This is a genomic window from Ruegeria sp. AB8, from assembly GCF_056542605.1.
The window spans coordinates 1-21,006 of sequence record NZ_JBQGAB010000017.1 but is presented as its reverse complement, the minus strand read 5'-3'; the positions used below and the strand labels follow the sequence as shown (position 1 = coordinate 21,006).

Here is a 21,006-nt window from a genome sequence, read left to right as displayed (position 1 = left end):
TGAATGCCAGATTTTACCCAAACCTATTAACAAATTACAAAATACTACAATCGTAACACAAGTCTAACTTAAGGATAGCGGAATGACGCAAGACAAGTCCTACTCGGAATTGAAGCTGCTGATCAACGGCGAATGGCGCGAGGGTGGAGACGGCGTCAGTGAGCCGGTTTTTAACCCGGCGACAGGCGACGTTTTGGGCCAGTTGCCCCATGCCAGCAAGGCCGATCTCGATGAGGCTCTGGCCGCGAGTAAGTCAGGTTTCGATGTATGGTCGAAAAAGTCAGCTTTGGAACGGCAAAACGTTATTGACGCCACCTGCGCTTTGATGCGCGAGCGGCGAGACACCATTTGTCGCCTGTTGACTCTGGAGATGGGCAAGCCATTCCCCGAAGCCTGCGCCGAATATGATTTCGCTGTCGACACGCTGAAATGGTATGGCGAAGAAGCCAAACGCGCCTATGGCCGTATCATACCGGCCCGCGCCCCAAATCTCCGTACACAGGTTTATAAAGAACCGATAGGCCCCTCGGTCGCCTTTGTCGCGTGGAACTTCCCGGCGACCAACGTGATCCGCAAAGTTGCGGGTGCCGTCGCTGCAGGGTGTTCAATCATTATCAAACCCTCGGAGGAGACCCCCGCAACGGCGATTGAGATCGCGCGCTGCTTCCAGGATGCTGGTCTTCCCGCAGGAGTGCTAAATGTCGTCTTCGGAATACCTGCCAATGTCTCAGCGCATCTGCTCGCCTCGCCAATTCCAAAGAAGCTTTCGGTAACTGGTTCAACCGCCGTTGGCAAACTGTTGACCAAGATGGCGGCCGATACGCTGAAACGCTGCACAATGGAACTTGGCGGCCACGCGCCTGTGATTGTCTCTGCAGACGCCGATGCCGACCATGCAATTGCAAACATGGTGGCCGCCAAGACGCGCAATGCCGGACAGGTTTGCACGTCACCAACCCGGTTCCTGATCGAAAAACCTCTCTATGACCGCTTCGTAACGGACTTTGCCGACGCGTTTTCCAAAATCAAGATTGGCAATGGACTGAATGACGGCGTTCAGATGGGCCCGCTGATCGACAACCGTCGCATAGATTGGATGGACGAGTTGGTGGCGAACGCTACAGCCAAGGGCGCACGGCTCGTCACCGGCGGGCATCGCATCGGCAACGAAGGCGCTTTCTATGCACCAACCGTGCTGGCCGACGTGACCCCCGACATGAAAGCGATGGTCGAGGAACCCTTTGGCCCCATGGTACTGATGATGCCCGTTGACTCGGTTGAAGAAGCGCTTGCCGAGGCCAACCGCGTCGAGGTGGGTCTCGCTGCGTATGGCTTCACGCAAAGCCAGGCCAACGCGCTGAAAATACAGCAAGAGTTGAATTTTGGTGTCATCGGTATCAACCAGCCCGGCGTATCGCTTCCCGAAGCTCCCTTTGGCGGCATGAACGAGACTGGCTATGGCTCAGAGGGCGGCATCGAGGGGTTGGAAACCTTCATGCGGACCAAATTCGTGAACGAAATGGTTCTCTAACTAATTATCTCGGAAGCAAAAAACACAAAGCGGGCCGCGAAAGCGGCCTTTCTCCTTTTTGGTTCCAAAAGCTTTTGTTTCGTACGCTAGGCTTGGAACCTCGTGTCGATGTCATCCCGGTAGTCAGCCCAGAAATCAAAATCATTCGGGATCACGGTCGCTTAATTTACTGGGTCGGTTGCATGTGAGGTGCCATATCGATACCCAGGTCAGCAATGCTGACCTACCAGAGCGGCCGAAGACCTACGTACAGGACCGTACGCGATCCACTTGCCAGGTCCGCCAGACGCCAGTTGGTCTTGACCCCTGAAAGTGGTCCGAACTGAGTGTGAAATTTTGGGTACATTTCCGGCAACAGAGGAGTGTACCGATGCCGAAGAAACGATTCAGCGATGAGCAGATTGCCTTTGCGCTGAGGCGGGCAGAAGCCGGAACGACGGTTGGCGAGATTTGCCGCAAGATGGGGATCGCGGAAGCGACATTCTATCGTTGGAAGAAGGTCTATGCCGGGATGGGCGTGTCGGAGATCCGGCGTCTGAAGCAGCTCGAGGACGAGAACGGCAAGCTGAAGCGTCTGGTTGCCGATCTGACGCTGGACAAGAGTATGCTCCAGGAAGCTTTGCGAAAAAAAGTGGTGAAGCCTGTCCGCCGCCGCGAAGTTGTCCGGCATTATCAGGAGGTGTTTGAGGTGTCGGAGCGCCGGGCATGCAGGGCCATGGGCTTTGGACGGGCTTCTCACAGGTATCAATCCAGGCGTGATCCTGAGGTGGAACTGCGGATGCGGCTGAAGGAGCTGGCTGAGAGCCGGGTTCGCTACGGGTATCGCCGACTACACATCCTGCAGCAAAGGGAGGGCTGGCACGTGAACCATAAGCGGCGCTATCGGCTATACTGCGAAGAAGGTCTTTCGATCCGAACGCTCAGCTCGAAGCGACGCCGTGCCTGCCGGTATCGCTCCGGCCTAGCCGTAGCAGACGGCATGAACGATGACTGGGCGATGGACTTCATGTCGGATCGGCTATTCGACGAGAAGCCATTTCGGATTCTTACAATCGTCGACTGCTTTACGAGAGAGGCTCTCGCGACGGCTGCGAGGACAAGATTCCGCGCCTACCAGGTCATCGGTGAACTGGATCGCTTGGCGCGGATCAGGGGTAAGCCCAGAAGTATCCGGGTCGATAACGGACCAGAGTTTGCTGGTCGGTTGCTCGACCAATGGGCCTATTTGAACAAGGTCGAACTAGACTTCTCGAGACCAGGGAAACCCACAGGCAACGCCTACATCGAAGCGCTCAACAGCCGCCTGCGCCAAGAATGCCTGAACGCCTCATGGTTCCTATTCATGGAGGACGCAAGAACTCGCATCAACAGCTGGAAGGACGATTACAACGAAACCAGGCCGCATTCTTCGCTCGGAAACTTGACGCCGAGCGAATTTGCGACCCAACTGAACGAAACCCGAAAGGTCGCATAAAGCCCGGACCAGAAACCGGGTGAACTCCACAGTGCCCGAAACTCTACTCAGAAATGGCCCAGAACAGGGGGGCTAGACAGAACCGCAGCGCCCCCTTTCCAATGGTTATTTTGGGCCCACACGGGCTCAGAGATGCCCTTCGGCCTTGAGATCGGCAATCACCTCTTCCATGGCAGCTCGCAGTTTCGCGACCAGTTCATCGGCCTCCGCATGGGTCATGGTCAACGGCGGTGACATGATATTGAGGTTGCCCAGCGGGCGGACCAACAGGCCGAGTTTTTCAGCTGCGACCGCGATCCGTTTTCCGATGTCCACCTCATATGGGAACTCTTCACGGGTTTCGGTGTCCTTCACGTTCACGACACAGGCCATGAGGTGTTTGCCGCGAATGTCACCCACCGTCGGCAGATCACGCAACGTGTTGAGCTGTTCCATGAAATATGGGCCGATATCCTCGCGCACGTATTTCGGAAGCTCTTCACGCTCCATGATCTCGATGTTCTTCAGCGCCGCGGCACAGGCCACCGGATGACCGGCATAGGTGAACCCGTTGGTGAACCAGCGTTCGTGCCCAGCCTCGGCGATCACGTCATAGATTGCATCCGAGAAGATCGCGGCGCCCAGCGGCATGTAGCCCGACGTGAGCCCCTTGGCCGAGGCAATCGCATCCGGCTGGATGCCCATCACGTCTTCTGCTGCAAACCACGCTCCAACCCGGCCAAACGCGGTCACGACCTCATCTGCCACATAGAGAATGCCGTATTCACGACAAATCTCACGCGTCTCTTGGATGTAGCGCAGCGGCGGCACAACAACGCCCCCTGCTCCAAGGATGGGTTCAGCAAAATGAGCGGCGATATTCTCTGGGCCTTCCCGCTCGATGGTTTCGCGGAACTCATCGATCAGCCACTGCTCGAAATCCTGTTCGGCCACACCTTCGACCGGACGGTACATGTTCGGTTCACTGACATAGATCACCATGTCTTCTGCATAATGGAACTCGGGCATACGATCGCCCGGCTTGCCGGTCATCGACTGCGCGATGTAGGTCGAGCCGTGATAGGAGCCGCGGCGCGTGATGATCTTCTTACGCGACTTTTCACCCTTGCAGCCCCAGTAGAAATGGATCAGTCGCACCAGCGAGTCATTTGCGGTCGAACCGCCACAGGTCAGCATTACCTTGTTGAGATCTCCAGGCGCCAGCTCGGCCAGTTTGGCACAAAGCCGCGCGGCAGGCGCGTTGGTTACATCAACAAACGGGTTGGCATAGGCCAGCTTGCGGGTCTGCTCGGTAATCGCCTCGACCATCTCCTCGCGGCCATAGCCGATATTCATGCACCACAAACCGCCCACGCCATCGAGATACTTGTTGCCTTCGATGTCGTGAATATAAACGCCGTTCGCTTCGGTCAGGATCAACGATCCTTCCTTTGTAAAGCTGTCGAAATGCGTCCACGGGTGCAGGAAATGGTCCTTGTCCTGCTGCCAGATTTCTTGGGATCGATCGTTAACTCTCAGGTCATCCATAGGTTGGCCTATCTGTCTTGATGGTGCCCGGTCGTTCATCGGACGGGCGGACGATATCGCAGTCTATTCTGGCCAAACTCCGCAACCGGCTGAATATGGAGTCTTCTATACGTCCGCACCGACTGCATGATCTATACTAAGCCCAATATTGTCCGGAGCGGCGCGACTTGGGCATGTCAGGGGAATCAATTGCAGGAGTTTTTCATGTCCCCCGACCTTCACGCATACATGGACCGGTTCAATGTTCATCCCGACGCGCGCGCTCATGTCTCAACCCACGCGGGCCACTTCATCAACGGGCAGTTCACCGACGGGCACGGCACAGAGACTGTTGCCGTGATCGAACCCTCTACCGAGGCTCAGCTGACCGAGGTCATACGGGGCACCACGCAGGATGTCGACTCGGCAATCGCCGCCGCCCGCAAGGCTTTCGAAGACGGGCCGTGGAGCCGCATGGTACCGTCCGAACGCCAGGCCATCCTGTGGAAACTCGCCGACTTGATCGAACGTGACGCCGATATCCTCGCTCAAATAGAAACACTGGACAACGGCAAGGCTATCGGCCCCTGCCGCGACTTTGATGTTTTGGGCTCGGTGGACCTGATCCGCTTCATGGCCGGTTGGGCCACAAAGATCGAAGGCAACACCCGCCAGATTTCCGCCGGCCTCGACTTCTTCTCATACACGCTCAAGGAACCCGTCGGCGTGGTCGCCGCAGTCACCCCGTGGAACTGGCCGTTGAACATGGCGGTCTGGAAACTGGCCGCACCGCTGGCCGTCGGCTGCACCGTGGTCATGAAAACCGCCGAGCTAACACCTCTGTCCATGCTCTATTTTGCCAAGCTCACCCAAGAGGCCGGGCTGCCCGAAGGGGTTTTCAACATCGTCAACGGCCGCGGCTCAGAGATCGGCAACTACCTGACCGGCCATCCCGGCATCGACAAGGTATCGTTCACCGGCTCCACCCCGATTGGCCGCACCGTCGGCCAGAGCGCCGCCAGTCATTTTGCACCGGCAACGCTGGAGCTTGGGGGCAAATCTCCGATGGTGGCCTTTGAAGACGCCGATCTTGAGGCACTTGCGGACGCCACCCGCTGGAGTGCCTTTTTCAACTCTGGCCAGAACTGCTCAGCTGGGACCCGCCTTTACCTGCATGAGAGCATCTACGAAGAAGGGCTTGAGACCATCAAGCGCCATATCACCCAGATGAAAATGACGCCCGGTCTGGACCCCGATTGCGACATCGGCCCGGTGATCTCGGCCAGCGCTAAAGCCAATATCGAACGCTACTTGCAGATCGGCAACGAAACGGCACGCACCGTATTTGGCGGCAAATTCCACGCCGGACCTGGCTTTTTTGTCGAACCAACTCTGTATGCGCTGCAAGACAACGCCTCGCCCATCGTGCAGGAAGAGATCTTCGGCCCGGTGTTGGTCGCGCTGCCCTTCAAGACCGAGGAAGACGCCATCGCCAAGGCCAACGACAATCAGTACGGCCTCGCCGCAAGTATCTGGACACGCGACGGCGCCCGCGCCCAACGGATATTGCGCAAACTGCGCGGCGGATCGGTCTGGATCAATTGCCACGATATCACCGACAGCGCTATGCCCTTCGGCGGGGTCAAGAACTCCGGCTATGGCAAGGACATGGGCCGGGAACAGCTGGAACACTACCTTGAGACCAAGGCGGTCACCATGGCGCTCTGATCCGGGCGCGGCCCTATAGGGAATGCGCTATTTCCCAAGGCCCCACCCTTGTCCCAGACTGGCCACAGTCAACGCACGGCGGGACTTGGTACCTGCCGCACCTCACAAAAGGGAAATCACATGAAACCAAACTCGCTGGAAGCCCGCGACGCGGCTGCGCAGCTGCACTCCTATTCCAACCTATCCGACCTTGAAAAAAACGGCACCATGCTGATTGCCAAGGGTGACGGCGTTTATGTCGAGGACAATCACGGAAAGCGATATCTTGAAGGTATGGCCGGGCTATGGTCCGCTTCTCTTGGGTTTTCCAACCCACGTCTTGCACAGGCCGCCTTTGACCAGATGAACGACATCACTTTCTACCACACGTTCTTCAACCGCGGCTCCACCCCCACGGCTAAACTCGCAGAGAAACTGGTCGAAATGACGCCGGAACATCTGACCCGCGTCTATTTCGCTAACTCGGGTTCAGAGGCGAACGACACCGCGATTAAACTGATCTGGTACTACAACAACGCCCGTGGCAAGCCCGAGAAGAAGAAGATCCTGTCGCGTACCATGGGCTACCACGGCGTCACGGTTGCCTCGGCATCGCTCACGGCTATCCCCGTGAACCAGATGTCCTTTGACTTGCCAATCGAACGCATCGGTCACCTAACCATGCCGCATTACTGGAGCCAGGGAAAACCCGGCGAGAGCGAAGAAGACTTCGCATCCCGGCTGGCCGGCGAGCTTGAAGCCCGTATCCTCGAAGAAGGTCCCGACACCGTGGCGGCACTGTTCGCTGAGCCGGTCATGGCCGCGGGCGGCGTGATCCTGCCCCCGGCGACCTATTTCGACAAGGTACAAGCAATCCTGAAGAAATATGACGTGCTTTTGGTGGCTGACGAGGTCGTATGCGGGTTTGGGCGCACCGGCAACATGTTCGGCACCGAAACCTACGGCCTCAAACCCGACTTCATGACTCTTGCCAAAGCGCTTTCGGCCTCAGCCGCGCCCATTTCTGCCCTGATGATGACCGATGAGATCTATGATGCGCTGCATGCACGCTCAGACGAGATCGGCATGTTCGGGCATGGTTATACCTATTCAGGCCACCCAATGCCCGCTGCCGTGGCGCTGGAAACGCTGAAGATCTACGAAGAAATGGACGTGGTGTCCCAAGTTCGCCGCGTTTCCCCTCGCTTCCTTGAACGTCTGAACGCCATGGCCGACCACCCACTGGTGGGCGAGGCGCGTGGTATAGGTCTGATCGGGGCTTTGGAACTTGTCGCTGACAAGTGCGGCAAGGTTCTGTTTGATCCCGCCATGAAGGTCGGTCCTCGCGCCAATGCTGCCTGTATCGAGCGTGGCTTGATCCTGCGCGCGCGCGGTGACGCGCTGACAATCTGCCCGCCCCTGATCATCACTGAACCCGAAATCGACGAATTGTTCGACACGCTCACCGAAGCGCTCGACGCGATTGCGGCCGAACTGGCAACCTGAATAGATCACCCAAAAAGCGAGAAAAGCCCGCAGGTTGTTTCTGCGGGCCTTTTTGTTGGATGAAACCTCGCTCAGTCTTGTGGTCTCGATGTACGGAACATCACTGCCGCCGCCACCGCTACAGCAAAGCCAACCGCAAGCACGATAATTGTGGCCAACGCGTTCACGTCCGGAGACACCCCGAGACGCACCTTCGAAAAGATCAGCATTGGCAGGGTGGTCGCTCCGGGGCCCGTGGTGAAGGACGCGATCACCAGATCATCCAGCGACAGGGTAAAGGCCAAAAGCCACCCCGCCGCCAGCGCTGGCGCGATCAGCGGCAGAACCACGCGCTGAAACACCCGTAACGGAGTTGAGCCCAAGTCGGCGGCAGCCTCTTCCAGATCGCGGTCAAGGCTCACGAGCCGCGACTGCACGATCACCGCAACGAACGCCGAACAGAAGGTGACATGCGCGATGGTTATTGTCGTCATGCCCCGCCCCGGCGGCCAGCCAAGGAGCTGCTCCATCGCCACAAAGAGCAACAAAAGCGAAATACCGGTGATCACTTCGGGCATCACCAGCGGCGCTGACATCATGCCCGACAACAAGGTCCTGCCTCGAAACCTTCCAAACCGCACAAGTGAAATCGCGCCGAGCGTTCCGATCACGGTGGCAAAGGTGGCCGACACCATCGCAATCGTCAGCGAATTCATCGCCGCCTCGATCAACTGCGTATCCTGCAACAGCGCACCATACCACTTGGTCGAGAAGCCCCCCCAGATGTTCACCTTTTCCGAGGCGTTGAACGAAAAAACGATCAAGACAATGATGGGCAAGTAAAGGAAGGTGACCCCCAGCCAGAGCACCGTTCTCAGAAACAATCGGCTGGCCATTTTACGCTCCCTCGTCTTGCGCTTGCGCGTTCTGGAAAATCATGATCGGGACCACCAACAGCACCAGCATCACGATCGCCACCGCGCTCGCCACCGGCCAGTCCCGGTTCTGGAAAAACTCGTCCCACAGGACGCGCCCAATCATCAGGTTGTCGGTGCCACCTAAAAGCGAGGGGATCACGAACTCGCCCACCGTCGGGATAAAGACCAGCATACAGCCTGCAATCACGCCGGGCAGAGACAAGGGCCAGGTGATTTTGCGAAACACCGCCAGCGGCGACGATCCAAGGTCGGTTGCCGCCTCGCGCAGCGATCCATCCTGCCGCTCCAGCGCCGAGTAAAGTGGCAGGATCATGAAGGGCAGATAGGTGTAAACCATGCCAAGATAGATCGCGAACTCTGTCTGCAGCATGGATTGCGGCTCGGAAATCAGGCCCAGCCAGGACAAGGCCCCGTTGATGATCCCGTTCTTCTGCAAAAGCCCCATCCACGCATAGACCCGGATCAGAAGCGAGGTCCAGAACGGGATCACTACCAACATCAACAGGAAGGGGCGGATCCGGGACTGCGCCCGCGCGATGCCCAATGCCATGGGATACCCGATCAACAGGCACAGGCCGGTCGAGATCAGCGCAATCTTGATCGAATTGAGATAGGCGTTGAGGTACAGCGTATCCTCGATCAGGTAGCGATAATTGCCAAGGTTGAGGACAGCGGTGAAACTGCCCTCCTCCGCATCATAGCTGAACAACTCGCTATAGGGCGGGCGTGCCAAAAGCGCCTCGGCAAAAGAAATCTTCAGGACAAAGACAAACGGCAACAGGAAAAAGATCGCCAGCCAGACCATCGGAATCCCTGCGACGACCCGACGCCCCGCATTCCCCGTGGCCGCGCTCATACCGGCACCACGGCGATATTGTCGCCGTCCCATGTCAGGTTCAGTTCATCCCCAACCGCCAGGGGCGCCCCCGCTCGGCGGGTGGCGCGCACCTCATGGGCGTGAAACTCCGATCCGTCCGGCATTTCGACCTTGATGATCGACATATGCCCCAGATACCCGACATCCGTAATCCGCCCCTGCAGCACGGTACCCGAACTGCCCGGATCAAGATCCCGCCGCCGCATGCGCAGCTTTTCGGGGCGCAGGATCAGATGCACTTTCTGCCCCTCTTGCCCCGTAATCCCGTGATTGATCCGCGTCGTGGTGCCAAAATCGGGCAGATCAAACACCACATGGTCATGGGCATCTTCCGCGATCACGGCCTTAATCATGTTGCAGGTTCCAAGGAAATTGGCGGTGAAGGCCGAGGTCGGGTTCTCATAGACATCCACCGGCGTCCCCACCTGCCGGAACCGCCCCTGATCCATCACCGCGATCCGGTCGGACAGGGTCATTGCCTCTTCCTGGTCATGGGTCACGACGATAAAGGTGATACCAATCTCGTCCTGTATCCGCATCAGTTCAAACTGCGTTTCCTCGCGCAGTTTCTTGTCAAGCGCCCCAAGTGGCTCATCAAGCAAAAGCAGGCGGGGCATCTTGACCAAAGCCCGGGCCAACGCCACCCGCTGCCGCTGACCACCGGAAAGCTGGTCAGGTTTGCGTTTGGCAAAGTCCTGCAACTTGACCAGCCGCAGCACCTCGGCCACCCGGTCGCGTATCTCCGACTTCGCAACCCGGTCTTCGACAAGCCCATAAGCCACATTCTTTTCCACACTCATATGCGGGAACAGAGCATAGCTTTGGAACATCATATTCACAGGGCGCCTGTGGGCCGGGATATCGACCAACGATTTGCCATCCAGAAGGATCTGCCCCTCGGTCGGAGTTTCGAAGCCAGCAAGCATTCGCAGCAATGTCGACTTGCCGGACCCGGACCCGCCAAGCAACGAGAATATCTCGCCCTCTTCGACGATCAGATCAACATTGTCGACGGCCTTGACTGGACCAAAAGCCTTGCTCACGCCCTTGATCTCCAAGAGCGGCGGTGTGGTTTTCTTGTTCATCTGCAACCGATCCTCGGGCTGAATGAAAAACGCCGCGGGCCTTGGCCCGCGGCGTTCTCTTGTTCGTTATTGACCAGTTTTGATCTTGGTCATCAACCGCGTACGGGCGCGGGCCACTTTTTGCGGCACCGTCTTGTCCGCCTTCAGCTTCGCCTGCACCTCGGCAACCGGATAAACTGACGTATCCGCCAAAAGCTCAGGATCAAGCAACGCATTCGAAGCAGCGTTACCATTGGCCGACCAGAGGTAGTTGGACAGGTTCGCCGCGATCTGCGCGTCCATGATGTGGTTGATGAAGGCATGCGCTGCATCCGGGTTCGGCGCATCCGATGGGATAGCCAGTGTATCGAAATAGATCACTGTGCCTTCCTTCGGAATTTCAAATGCCAGCTTGCTCGGGTCTTCGCCATTCTCTTCGAGAGTCCACATCACTTGGAATGCATCCACCGAATAGCCGAGGAATAGGCAGATTTCTCCATTGCCCAGATCATCGAGATAGCCGGTGCCCTTGATGTAGCGGAAATTGTCCCGAACCCCCATCAAGAGGTCTTCGGCCGCCTGCAAATCGGCCTTCTTGCCCGAATAGGGATTAAGGCCGAGGTAGTTCAGCGCGATGATCGCCACTTCCGACGGCTGATCAATCATGCCGACACCACAGTCCTTCAGCTTGGAGGCATATTCCGGCTTGAAAATCAGGTCGAGAGAGTCGGTCGGCGCATCCTCGCCCAGCCGTTCCTTGACCATCTCGACGTTGTACATCAACCCGACCGTACCCCACATGTACGGCACGACATGCTCATTGCCCGGATCCACACCGGCCAGTTCGGCCATCAAGCCCGCGTCAAGATTGTCCCAATTGCTGAGCTTGGAGCGATCCAACTTGGCCAGTGCCCCGACCTGGATCATTCGCTCTGCCGTTGACGAGGTCGGCACCACGACATCATACCCGGAATTGCCGGTCAGCAGCTTGGTCTCAAGCGTCGCCATACCGTCAAACAGATCGTACCGCACTCGCGTCCCCGTTGCCTTCTCAAAGGCTGGAACGGTCTCTTCGTCGATATAGTCCGACCAGTTGTATACATTGACAACATTCTCTGCTGTCGCTGTCTGAGCTACCAGCACCGCCGCCACCAACGCGCTCGCGCACTTGATCACCTTCATCTGTTTCCTCCTATTATGGGGTTAGTTTCGACTTGAATACATGGTTTGCATTCAGGCAGCCTGACGCAATATTGGCTAACCAATACGCCCTGTTGGGATTAATAGTGAATCGCGAAAAAGGGAGAAATTCAGTTAGTTCAAGTAGACAATACTTGGTCGACGCATGGCCTGATCCAAATGTGTCCCACCCAGGATGGCAAAAAGAACGACCGGTAAACGACTTGTCGGCCGAGTAAAGCTTAGGGTCAGGACCCATTGATTTCCGTCCATTGGCGTGATTCACGGTTCAAAAACGAGCGGTGAACATGCCTGATCTTTTCTGGTTGAGCGATGCGCAGATGGCGCGTCTCGAGCCTTTCTTTCCGAAGTCTCATGGCAAACCCCGCGTCGATGATCGGCGCGTATTGAGTGGGATTATCTTCATTAATCGGAATGGCTTACGGTGGCGCGACGCACCGATGGAATACGGGCCGCACAAGACGCTCTACAACCGTTGGAAGCGGTGGAGCGATAAGGGCATCTTCGCGCAAATGATGGCAGGTCTTGCAGCCGACCACGGCGAAGAGAAGACCGTCATGATCGACGCCACCTACCTGAAAGCTCACCGCACAGCGACCAGCATGGGCGTCAAAAAGGGGGGCGTGGACGTCTGATCGGTCGCACCAAGGGCGGGATGAACACCAAGCTGCATGCCATCTGCGACAGCCAAGGACGCCCTCTCAACCTGTTCGTCACCGCCGGTCAGGTCAGCGACTATATCGGTGCCCGTGTTTTGATGGGCAGTTTGCCCAAGGTGGACTGGCTACTCGGAGATCGTGGCTATGACGCGGATTGGTTCAGAGAAGCGTTGAAAGACAAAGGGATACGCGCATGCATCCCTGGCCGAAAGCAGCGCAAGAAGGCCGTGAAGTACGACAAGCGTCGCTACAAACGGCGCAACCGCATTGAAATCATGTTCGGCAGGTTGAAGGACTGGCGGCGGGTGGCAACCCGATACGACAGGTGCCCGAAAGTATTCCTGTCCGCCATCGCACTAGCGGCACTCGTTATTTACTGGCTATGAGTCCTGACCCTAGTTCGCCCTGATGGCAACCTTAGACGATCTTGGCTAAGCTATGAGCATCGGTTACAAGTCAGCCTTAAGCATCGACCAAGAAATGGACCCATGAACTTCAGGCGTGCCCATTTCTTGCAATGAATGGGAAGACGACCGACAGTTTCATGCCGGTCGCACTGACAGGAAAATCGCTGATTGTGATTAGTAGGACAAGTCAGACGCGACATGTGTCCACTTCTTGTCCTTAGCTTGAACCAGGACAAGAGAATCGCTGCCATGGTGCTTGTCTGCAGCGAAGGAGAGCGATGGACCACCAAAGGGGTCTTGGTGCCCACTGATGCCTTCGAGTGCAGCCGTCAGCTTTGCGACGGTCAGATCTGGCCCAGCGGCTTCAAGCGCTTTCACAACGATGTCTGCAGCATTGTAACCAATCTGGGCTTGGGCTGCTGGTGCGGCGCCGAATTCTGCGTTGTAGCGGTCAAAGTAATCCTTACGCCACGCATCGCCGTCGTTGAAGTCGGCAATCAGAAAGGGCGATACCAGATACAGTCCCTCGGTCGCGCCATTGCCAGCTTCGGCAACCAGCGGCATGTAAGGGGTCATGTTGCCAACAACCGGCTTATCAAAGCCAAGTTTGCGAAGCGTGGCATAAAGGGTGATCGTATCCTTGATCGTAGTGCCAAGCAGCAGCATGTCGCAGTCTGCATTCTTGATTGCGGTAGCCGCGCCTGCAAACTCGGTTTCCGTGGTCTTGTGCGTACCGTGGAAAGTGATGTTCAGGTTCAGCTCTTCGGCTGTCGCCTCGGCCCCGTTGACAACGCTTTGACCATAATCGCTGGCGACAGTTTGCATGCAGACGTTTTTGACATCCATGTTGGCGGCAAAGTAACGAAGTGCTCCGGACGCCTGATCACGGTTGCTCACAAAGTAGCCGAAATGCAGAGGGTGCAAGGGTTCAACCATGGCTTCGGCGGCCGAGAGCGGAAACAAGTTGGGAATGCCAGCCTTGTCCAGAATGGCCATGGTCGCCAGGTTTTGCGGCGTGCCCATGGTCATCATCATTGCAAAGATGCGGTCTTTTTTGACCAGTTTATTGGTCAGACGCACGGCCTGCGGCACCTGGTAACCCGTGTCTTCGACTAGCAGCTCAATCTCGCGCCCGTGGACGCCACCGGCAGCATTGGCTTCCTCAAAGCGCATCCGCATGCCGTTGGCCGAGGGGACACCCCAAATGGCCAGCGGGCCCGACAGGTCGTTTGCGGATCCGATCAGGATCTTGTCGTCGGTCACGCCTTGCGGCTCGGCCATGGCGATCCCCGATGCGGCCACCAGTGCGGCGACCAGCGTTGTCAGTTTCGATTTCATGGTTTTTCCTCCTTAAAAACCGGGATGGTTCAATACATCTGACCGATCAGGTCGGCGTATTTTGTTTCGACAAAGCTGCGCTTTAGCTTCATCGTCGGTGTCACCTCATCGTCTTCTGGCGTCAGCAGGACGTCGATAAGGCGGAACTTCTTGATCTGTTCGACGGACGAAAACTTCTGGTTCGCCTCGCGGATCTGGGCGTCGATCAATTCGACAACATTTTCGTTAGCGCAAAGCGACTTGTAGTCAGTGAACGGGATGGCGTTTGATTGTGCGTAATGCTCGACGTTTTCTTGGTCGATCATGATCAGGCAGCTCAGGTACTTGCGGCGATCCCCGATCACGATGGCATCCGAGATGTAAGGCGAAAACTTGAGCGCGTTCTCAATCTGGCTGGGTGTGATGTTCTTACCGCCAGCAGTGATGATGATGTCTTTTAGGCGATCGGTGATCTTGAACGCGCCATCGGGCATTTGAACGCCGATATCGCCGGTGTGAACCCAGCCATCCACCAGTGTCGAGGCCGTCGAAGCTTCGTTGTTGTGGTAGCCTGAAAACACCGATGGACTCTTGACGAGGATTTCATCCTGCTTGCCCAACATCATCTCAACGCCTGGTAGGGTGAATCCGATGGTTCCTGGCTGGGGCTTGTCCTGGCGCGTCATGGTGGCCAGGCCGGTTTCGGTTTGACCGTAGAGTTCGGCAACCGGCAACCCTAGAGCCACATACCACTTCAGCAGTTCCTCTGAAATCGGTGCGGCCCCGGACATCAGGAAATGCGAACGATCCAGCCCCAAGAGTTGTTTGAGGTTTCTGAACACTAAGCGATCTGCCAGTTTGTATTGCAGCGCAAGTGTTGCCGGAACCGGCTTTTGCCCGAGGATGTACTCGGCGCGTTTACGCCCGACGTCCAGTGCCCACGCATATCCTTTTTTTCCAAACCATGTCGCTTCGGACATCAACGTCAGAATCCGCGAATAGAATTTCTCCCAAATGCGGGGCACCGCGAAAATAACCGTCGGGGAAAGTTCCTGAATGTTTTGGAAAACCGTTTCAGCGCTTTCGGCAAAATTGAGTCGCGTGCCGTGACCGAGGCACATACACAGGGAAACGACGCGCTCAGCAGCGTGGCACAGCGGCAGGTAAGTCAGGATTTCATCCTCTTCCCCGATAGGGAACGGATCCGGTGCGGCCGTCATTTGGAACAACAAATAACGGTTGGAAATCAGTGCTCCCTTAGGCGCCCCGGTGGTTCCTGAAGTGTAGATCAGTACCGCGATGTCGTCATTGCCGCCCTCGTTGATGCATTGGTCCAATGCGTCTGGGTGGTTGTGCTGGAATTGGTATCCTGCATCGTAGAGGTGTGCGATAGGCTCGACATCCGGATCCTTAAACCCGCGCAAACCTTTCCAGTCGATCACGTAGATTTTCTTGATCAAGGGCAGCGCGTCGCGCACCTCAAGAAACTTGTCCAACTGTTCTTCATTCTCAACGATCAGAACTTTCGCAGCGCTGTCTTGAAGCATGTGCTGCAACTGGCCTGCCTGATAGGTCGGGTAAACACCGTTGACCACACACCCGGCGATATGGGCCCCCATGTCGACAAAGGCCCATTCCTTGTTGTCTTCGGAGAGAACAGCAACGACGTCGCCACGGTCCAGACCTAACGACTTCAGCCCGCCTGCGACTTGCCTGGCGTGCTCGTCATAGTCTTTCCAGCTGAACTCTTCCCATATGCCGAAGTTCTTTTCTCGAAACGCTACTCGGTCGCGCCAGCTGGCGACCCGGGCGCGGAAAAGCTTGGCTAGGGTGTCATGCCCATCAATCGAAACGAAATCATCTTGGATCACTACGTCCATGGATCACCTCCAGGTCTTGCGCTTTTTCCAGCGCTTTTCGCCGCGGACGCCGTCAGTGGTTTGTCCGAGATAAAATTCCTTGATGTCTTCTGACGCCAAGAGTTCTTGCGTTGGTGCGTCCATCACCACGCGCCCGACTTCCATGATGAAGCCGTGGTTGGCGACGCTTAGTGCGGCACTGGCGTTTTGCTCAACCAACATGATGGTGACGCCCTGTTCGTCATTGATTCGGCGCACCACGTCAAAGATCGTCTTGGAAAGAAGTGGTGACAGGCCCAGTGAAGGCTCGTCGAGGATCATCAGCTTAGGGCGTCCCATGAATGCACGTCCTACGGCCAACATCTGCTGCTGACCGCCGGACAGATAACCGGCAAAGTCGCCGCTTTTCTTCAGAAGATCGGGGAAATAGCTGTAGACGGTTTCAAAGTCGCGTTCGACCTCATCGCGATCTTTGCGGCCCCAAGCCCCCATCTTCAGGTTGTCCGCAACCGTCATGAAGGGAAAGACTTCGCGCCCTTCCGGGACATGCCCGATGCCCCGTGATGCCACCCAATCGGGATCCCGATTGTGTACTTCCTGGCCGTCAAAGATGACCTGACCCTTCCGACAATCAATCGCGCCGGTAATTGTTTTGAGAAGCGTCGTTTTTCCCGCGCCATTGGCTCCGAGAACGGTTACGATGTCGCCTTCTGCAACCTCAAGGCTGACACCTGCAATCGCCATGACGGGCCCATAAAAAGTTTCGACGTTTTTGACTTGAAGCAAGTTCTGGGTCATACCGCACCTCCGAGATATGCGGCCTGAACTTCGGCGCTGCTCTGGACTTCTTCGACAGTGCCGATGGCAATCACTTCACCATTTGCCAAGGCCATGGACCGGTCGGCGATACGGCCAACGAGGTTCATATCGTGTTCAACCATGACAACCGTGACACCCAGCTCTTCCTGGATATCCTTGAGCCAGAACGACATGTCAGTGGTTTCTTCCGGGTTCAAGCCGGATGCCGGTTCGTCCAGAAGCAAGATTTCGGGTTCCGCACACAAAGCACGCGCCAACTCGACATTTTTTCGGGCGCCATAGGCTAGGTCGCCGACCTTCTCATAGCGGTATTGCTGCATGTCCAGTAGGTCGAGTATCTCTTCAACCTTGCGACGGTGGTTACGCTCTTCTTCACGCACACGCTTGGTAAAGAACCATTCACTGATCCAGCCGGTTTTGATCTTTGAAGACCGTCCGACCAGAAGGTTTTCCAGAACAGTCGCCTTTTCGAACAGTTCGATATTCTGGAAAGTCCGCGCGATGCCCAGATCCACGACTTGATTTGCCTTGCATTCCAGCAGCTCTTGCCCGCGGAACTTTATCGACCCGCTGTCTGGATTATAAATCCGGCTAATCGCGTTGAAGATCGTACTTTTCCCGGCCCCGTTGGGGCCAATGATCGCATAGATCTCACCCGGCTCCACAGCGAAGGAGACATCATTGATGGCCTTGATGCCACCGAAGGACAAGGTCAAGTGCTCTACGACAAGTTCTCTCATCTGAACCGCTCCGTCTTGAGATAGCGCTTCTGACGAACGAAGGTCGCGCGCTTGTAATAAGGGAATGTTTCGAGGAAGAGACGGAATTTGCGCCACCGCCCGTAAAGCCCCTCGGGTTCAAGAATGATGAATGCCGCGATGATGCCGCCAAACAGGAACTGTTCCAGCCCCGCCGCATGTGCGATCGCGTCAGGCAGAACTTCCCTGAGAAGCCCGATGATATTGGGCAGGATGGTGACAAAGACCGCACCCAGAATGGCTCCGGTAATTGTTCCTAATCCACCGACGATAACCATCAGCAGAATTTTCAGACTTTCCGGGACGCCAAATGTCTCTGGGCTGAGAAACCAAAGAAGATGGGCCATTAGGCCGCCCGCCAGACCCGTAATGGATGCGCTTATGAAAAAGGCTAGGATCTTGGTGCGCCCGATGTCGAGGCCGAGCGATCGGGCTGAGGTTTCGGAATCTCGCACTGCGATCATGGCGCGTCCCGTCGGGGATCGCATCAGGTTGGCAACACCCCAAATACAGAACGCCACAACTGCCAGAATCAGGTAGTAAAGCTGCCATTCTGCGGACAGTTCGTATCCGAAGAGTACCACGGGTGGAACTTGCAGCCCCATGTGACCGCCGGTCAGCGCTTCCCATTCTCCAAGAACGGTTTCGACGATGATCACGAAAGCCAATGTGGCAATCGCAAGATAAAACCCGTGCATTCTCGACACTGCACGTCCTAGTGCTGCGCCGATTGCCCCTGAGACCAATGCAGCCACGGGCAATGATATCAGGAAGGGAACACCAAGCCCCAGAAGAATAGAATGCGTGTACGCGCCAAGCCCCAGAAAGGCCGCATGGCCAAAACTGACCTGCCCGGTGAAGCCCGTCAGGACCATCAGACCGATACCGGCAAGAATGTAGGCAAGAAAGATTGATAGTTCGGAAATGTAGTAGCTTCCGACCGCCAACGGCGCCAACAGCGCGAGCAGCACCGCAAACGCGACACGGGTACGTTCACCGCGATCAACAAGGTGATTTATGTCTTGGTCGTAGTGGGTTCTGAAAAGAATCTGCATGACCTCACACCTTTTTCGAGAAGGTTTGCGGAATCAGCCCGTCGGGCTTGATGAACAGCACAACCAGCATGATGACGTAGGCGTAGACGCCTTTAAGCGGAGGGAAGAAGTAGTCCAGAAACGGCTCGGCAATGCCGATCAACAGACATCCCAACAAAGCGCCGGGAATCGAACCGAAGCCACCGACAACTGCGCCAGCAAATGCTTTGATGCCGAAGGCACTCATTCCGGTGTCGACTTGAGTCACCGGCGCCATCATCAGCCCCGCCACCGCGGCCACCATTGCCGCAATCGCCCAGACCACGGAAATCAGCTTCTTCACGGGGATGCGGTTGTAATAGGCGGCCAGTTGGTTTTGCGAGCTTGCCTGGATCGCTAGACCGGTCTGTGTGCGGGAAAAGAACAGATACAGCAGTGCGCAAAGCAGGATTGTACCACCAATGACGACCAACCGATCTGTACCGACTAGAATACCGCCAACGTCAAAGTCGTGCATGAATGGAACATCCAGCGACATCGGGGACCAGCCCCAGATCATGCCACCTAGCGACCGCAACATCAGGCCAATCGCCACGGTCAGGATGAAGATTGACGCCTGACTTTCTCCGACAACGCGGCGCATGACAATCGCGTCGAGTAAATATCCGAACACGCCAAGAGATAGGATCCCGAGCGTTGCGCTAAGCCAGAAGTTCAGGCCAAGGATTTGGCTGAACGTCAGCACCATGAAAGCACCAAGCATCATCAACTCGCCATGTGCAAAATTGACGATCTCGGTGGCCCGATAGATGAACACAAATCCTATGGCGACCAGAGCATAGCCACATCCTTGGCTAATACCGATTAGCAGCAACTGAATTACGTCAGAAAACTCCATCCCGCTCTCCTTAAGGCGTTCGAGTGATCGCGAAATTGCAGCGTGGCCGATGCGCGGCCCGATCGATCGGCCTTGCAAGGTGCAAACTGGCAAAGCGACATGGAGCGCCGGAATCCCAGACGTGAACCCATTTTCACTCTCGAGTTACATATCTTCGTGGGTTCTCTAGCACGCTGCGAGAGCAGGGCCGATATTCGAAACCCCATAGAGGTCTGTCCGAACATTCAGTCTGCGAACCCCAGAAAAATACTTGTAATATCAGCAACTAGGGCGTCCATGGAGCTGATCTGCGCTCTCAAAAGGCCCCGTCGGTGCAGGTGCATGTTCCGCGCAAATCGTTGCATGGCAAAAAACATGCATGGCTTGATGATTCACCAAGTGCGCTGGTGATATCACGTTAACTTCCAATCCGCCGAGGAATACTGATGCTCTGATTTCAAGCAACTCGAGAGGCGGTGTTCCAGGCGTCAAATGCCTTAGGACGGTGATATCGGATTGTTATGGCTGAACGACGAGGTTCGGAGACACAGAAGCAGTTCCGAATAGGTGGCAACGAACCGCTGCAAATTTCCTGGAAACCAATGTCCTTTCATTGTCCGTTCCGGCATTCGGAATGGACGGTGGCTGTCTCGACATAGTCCGGCGACAAACCCGCAAGGCGTTCCCACGCGATAACCACAGCGTCCGCGTTGTCAGCCAGAACGGCTTCGATCTCCGCCCCATGGCCGGATTCAATGGCTGCAGCGATGTCGAACACGTCACGGGGTTGGATGCGCGCGCCTCGAAACCGGATCTTCTTCGCAATGATTTCCGGGATGGTTTCCAAAAGCACATCTCGACCAAGTATCGAACGCTCCACAGCATAGTCGGCCGTCACATGTCCTGTGACGATAAAATCGATTTCGCCGATTTCTTCGAAGGCGATCTTGAGGTGCCCGCGCCCATCACCGTGGTTCTGTCGCAAATTCCTCTGAAGGCTGAGGAGATGGCGCATGCGGGTTGATTACCCTGCCAGTTTAGCAAACTGCTGAAATGCCGAGAGTCCGGGTGTGAATTGACCTTTACGGATCATATTGACCAGCTCGATGCCAGCGAGGGCAGATGCGGCGGAATCGAAAGACTTGAAACCCATCATAGGCCTGATCCGCCTTTTGATGAATCGATGGTTTTGCTCAATGATGTTGTTGAGATATTTCTGCCTCACCATCTCCATCGGTATCGGACAACCAAAGCCTTTCAGCATCTTGTTTATTGCTTTGATGCCAGCAGTGTTGGCCCCGCTTTTGTCGATGACAATCTTCCGTGGTAATCTGTTTACCTCAAGCGCACGAGCGAAGAACTTTGTTGCAGCAACTTTGTTCCGGCGTTTGGATAGCATGAAGGGTTTTGTTGCAAAGATTTGAGCCCGTTGAGTTGTTTCAGCAACCGCTTGTGCGTCAGGTGGCGAGCTCAGCGAACTGCTGAAATGGGCAG

Annotated in this window: 18 protein-coding genes and 1 pseudogene; 5 read left to right on the top strand and 14 right to left on the bottom strand. The window is 56.2% G+C overall.

Annotated elements, in window-relative coordinates; genetic code table 11:
• The first annotated feature begins 82 nt into the window (after window positions 1-82).
• Complete coding sequence (locus tag ACR0CG_RS17185) at window positions 83-1,531, top strand: NAD-dependent succinate-semialdehyde dehydrogenase (RefSeq protein ID WP_170485126.1); 1,449 nt, start codon at window positions 83-85, stop codon at window positions 1,529-1,531.
• An 86-nt stretch (window positions 1,532-1,617) separates the two neighbouring features.
• On the opposite strand, the pseudogene ACR0CG_RS17180 reads toward ACR0CG_RS17185, so the two are convergent.
• Window positions 1,618-1,803, bottom strand: a pseudogene (locus tag ACR0CG_RS17180) (ABC transporter substrate-binding protein); the annotation flags it as partial.
• Window positions 1,804-1,901: 98 nt separating this feature from the next.
• Here ACR0CG_RS17180 and ACR0CG_RS17175 point away from each other — a divergent pair.
• Entirely contained in the window at window positions 1,902-3,005 is a 1,104-nt protein-coding gene (locus ACR0CG_RS17175) for an IS3 family transposase (RefSeq protein WP_170682332.1), read from the top strand.
• 126 nt (window positions 3,006-3,131) lie between these two features.
• Here ACR0CG_RS17175 and ACR0CG_RS17170 read toward each other — a convergent pair whose 3' ends face one another.
• The gene (locus tag ACR0CG_RS17170; RefSeq protein WP_480526483.1) at window positions 3,132-4,532 is read right to left on the bottom strand and encodes an aminotransferase; all 1,401 of its coding nucleotides are present in this window, start codon (window positions 4,530-4,532) and stop codon (window positions 3,132-3,134) included.
• A gap of 204 nt (window positions 4,533-4,736) precedes the next feature.
• Between ACR0CG_RS17170 and ACR0CG_RS17165 the strand changes: the two genes are divergently transcribed.
• Together ACR0CG_RS17165 and ACR0CG_RS17160 are read left to right on the top strand one after the other, a co-directional pair.
• Window positions 4,737-6,239, top strand: coding sequence for an aldehyde dehydrogenase family protein (locus ACR0CG_RS17165; protein WP_170682333.1), 1,503 nt, complete (start codon window positions 4,737-4,739; stop codon window positions 6,237-6,239).
• Window positions 6,240-6,359: 120 nt separating this feature from the next.
• A complete protein-coding gene (locus ACR0CG_RS17160) occupies window positions 6,360-7,724 on the top strand; it encodes an aminotransferase (RefSeq protein WP_170485119.1) in 1,365 nt (454 codons plus the stop codon).
• Between the two features lie 71 nt (window positions 7,725-7,795).
• On the opposite strand, the gene ACR0CG_RS17155 is transcribed toward ACR0CG_RS17160, so the two are convergent.
• The 4 genes from ACR0CG_RS17155 to ACR0CG_RS17140 form a co-directional block, all read right to left on the bottom strand.
• Window positions 7,796-8,599, bottom strand: coding sequence for an ABC transporter permease subunit (locus ACR0CG_RS17155; RefSeq protein WP_170485117.1), 804 nt, complete (start codon window positions 8,597-8,599; stop codon window positions 7,796-7,798).
• A gap of 1 nt (window position 8,600) precedes the next feature.
• Entirely contained in the window at window positions 8,601-9,497 is an 897-nt protein-coding gene (locus tag ACR0CG_RS17150; protein WP_480526480.1) for an ABC transporter permease subunit, read from the bottom strand.
• Window positions 9,494-10,603: an ABC transporter ATP-binding protein gene (locus tag ACR0CG_RS17145; RefSeq protein WP_170682334.1), complete on the bottom strand. Its 1,110-nt coding sequence runs from the start codon at window positions 10,601-10,603 to the stop codon at window positions 9,494-9,496. Before ACR0CG_RS17145 ends, ACR0CG_RS17150 begins: the two co-directional genes overlap by 4 nt.
• 66 nt (window positions 10,604-10,669) lie before the next feature.
• Window positions 10,670-11,764 (bottom strand): extracellular solute-binding protein, encoded by a 1,095-nt coding sequence (locus tag ACR0CG_RS17140; RefSeq protein ID WP_170485112.1) that lies wholly within the window; start codon window positions 11,762-11,764, stop codon window positions 10,670-10,672.
• Between the two features lie 305 nt (window positions 11,765-12,069).
• Between ACR0CG_RS17140 and ACR0CG_RS17135 the strand changes: the two genes are divergently transcribed.
• Window positions 12,070-12,827, top strand: a protein-coding gene (locus ACR0CG_RS17135; RefSeq protein ID WP_170682335.1) for an IS5 family transposase whose coding sequence is annotated in 2 segments (ribosomal slippage) — window positions 12,070-12,391 and window positions 12,391-12,827 — 759 coding nt in all. Because the reading frame shifts where the segments join, the coding sequence is not laid out codon by codon here.
• A 195-nt stretch (window positions 12,828-13,022) separates the two neighbouring features.
• Here the strand turns inward: ACR0CG_RS17135 and ACR0CG_RS17130 are convergent.
• From ACR0CG_RS17130 to ACR0CG_RS17095, 8 genes are all read right to left on the bottom strand, one after another.
• Window positions 13,023-14,186, bottom strand: coding sequence for an ABC transporter substrate-binding protein (locus ACR0CG_RS17130; protein WP_170486504.1), 1,164 nt, complete (start codon window positions 14,184-14,186; stop codon window positions 13,023-13,025).
• A 29-nt stretch (window positions 14,187-14,215) separates the two neighbouring features.
• Entirely contained in the window at window positions 14,216-16,045 is a 1,830-nt protein-coding gene (locus tag ACR0CG_RS17125; RefSeq protein ID WP_170560229.1) for an AMP-dependent synthetase/ligase, read from the bottom strand.
• A 3-nt stretch (window positions 16,046-16,048) separates the two neighbouring features.
• A complete protein-coding gene (locus ACR0CG_RS17120) occupies window positions 16,049-16,822 on the bottom strand; it encodes an ABC transporter ATP-binding protein (protein ID WP_170682840.1) in 774 nt (257 codons plus the stop codon).
• Window positions 16,819-17,583 (bottom strand): ABC transporter ATP-binding protein, encoded by a 765-nt coding sequence (locus tag ACR0CG_RS17115; protein WP_170486507.1) that lies wholly within the window; start codon window positions 17,581-17,583, stop codon window positions 16,819-16,821. The genes ACR0CG_RS17120 and ACR0CG_RS17115 overlap by 4 nt, the downstream gene beginning before the upstream one ends.
• Complete coding sequence (locus ACR0CG_RS17110; RefSeq protein ID WP_170682841.1) at window positions 17,580-18,656, bottom strand: branched-chain amino acid ABC transporter permease; 1,077 nt, start codon at window positions 18,654-18,656, stop codon at window positions 17,580-17,582. The genes ACR0CG_RS17115 and ACR0CG_RS17110 overlap by 4 nt, the downstream gene beginning before the upstream one ends.
• A 4-nt stretch (window positions 18,657-18,660) precedes the next feature.
• Complete coding sequence (locus ACR0CG_RS17105) at window positions 18,661-19,533, bottom strand: branched-chain amino acid ABC transporter permease (RefSeq protein ID WP_170486509.1); 873 nt, start codon at window positions 19,531-19,533, stop codon at window positions 18,661-18,663.
• A 589-nt stretch (window positions 19,534-20,122) separates the two neighbouring features.
• On the bottom strand, window positions 20,123-20,527 hold the full coding sequence (locus ACR0CG_RS17100; protein ID WP_170682842.1) for a nucleotidyl transferase AbiEii/AbiGii toxin family protein: 405 nt from the start codon (window positions 20,525-20,527) through the stop codon (window positions 20,123-20,125).
• A 9-nt stretch (window positions 20,528-20,536) separates the two neighbouring features.
• Window positions 20,537-21,006: DDE-type integrase/transposase/recombinase (locus ACR0CG_RS17095; protein WP_480526475.1), on the bottom strand; the 470-nt coding region annotated here is incomplete at its 5' end.

Bases quoted from the DNA above. Each gene is read 5' to 3' on its own strand.
- ACR0CG_RS17185 (WP_170485126.1), top strand. From the start codon at position 83: ATGACGCAAGACAAGTCCTACTCGGAATTGAAGCTGCTGATCAACGGC.
- ACR0CG_RS17175 (WP_170682332.1), top strand. From the start codon at position 1,902: ATGCCGAAGAAACGATTCAGCGATGAGCAGATTGCCTTTGCGCTGAGG.
- ACR0CG_RS17170 (WP_480526483.1), bottom strand. From the start codon at position 4,532: ATGGATGACCTGAGAGTTAACGATCGATCCCAAGAAATCTGGCAGCAG.
- ACR0CG_RS17165 (WP_170682333.1), top strand. From the start codon at position 4,737: ATGTCCCCCGACCTTCACGCATACATGGACCGGTTCAATGTTCATCCC.
- ACR0CG_RS17160 (WP_170485119.1), top strand. From the start codon at position 6,360: ATGAAACCAAACTCGCTGGAAGCCCGCGACGCGGCTGCGCAGCTGCAC.
- ACR0CG_RS17155 (WP_170485117.1), bottom strand. From the start codon at position 8,599: ATGGCCAGCCGATTGTTTCTGAGAACGGTGCTCTGGCTGGGGGTCACC.
- ACR0CG_RS17150 (WP_480526480.1), bottom strand. From the start codon at position 9,497: ATGAGCGCGGCCACGGGGAATGCGGGGCGTCGGGTCGTCGCAGGGATT.
- ACR0CG_RS17145 (WP_170682334.1), bottom strand. From the start codon at position 10,603: ATGAACAAGAAAACCACACCGCCGCTCTTGGAGATCAAGGGCGTGAGC.
- ACR0CG_RS17140 (WP_170485112.1), bottom strand. From the start codon at position 11,764: ATGAAGGTGATCAAGTGCGCGAGCGCGTTGGTGGCGGCGGTGCTGGTA.
- ACR0CG_RS17130 (WP_170486504.1), bottom strand. From the start codon at position 14,186: ATGAAATCGAAACTGACAACGCTGGTCGCCGCACTGGTGGCCGCATCG.
- ACR0CG_RS17125 (WP_170560229.1), bottom strand. From the start codon at position 16,045: ATGGACGTAGTGATCCAAGATGATTTCGTTTCGATTGATGGGCATGAC.
- ACR0CG_RS17120 (WP_170682840.1), bottom strand. From the start codon at position 16,822: ATGACCCAGAACTTGCTTCAAGTCAAAAACGTCGAAACTTTTTATGGG.
- ACR0CG_RS17115 (WP_170486507.1), bottom strand. From the start codon at position 17,583: ATGAGAGAACTTGTCGTAGAGCACTTGACCTTGTCCTTCGGTGGCATC.
- ACR0CG_RS17110 (WP_170682841.1), bottom strand. From the start codon at position 18,656: ATGCAGATTCTTTTCAGAACCCACTACGACCAAGACATAAATCACCTT.
- ACR0CG_RS17105 (WP_170486509.1), bottom strand. From the start codon at position 19,533: ATGGAGTTTTCTGACGTAATTCAGTTGCTGCTAATCGGTATTAGCCAA.
- ACR0CG_RS17100 (WP_170682842.1), bottom strand. From the start codon at position 20,527: ATGCGCCATCTCCTCAGCCTTCAGAGGAATTTGCGACAGAACCACGGT.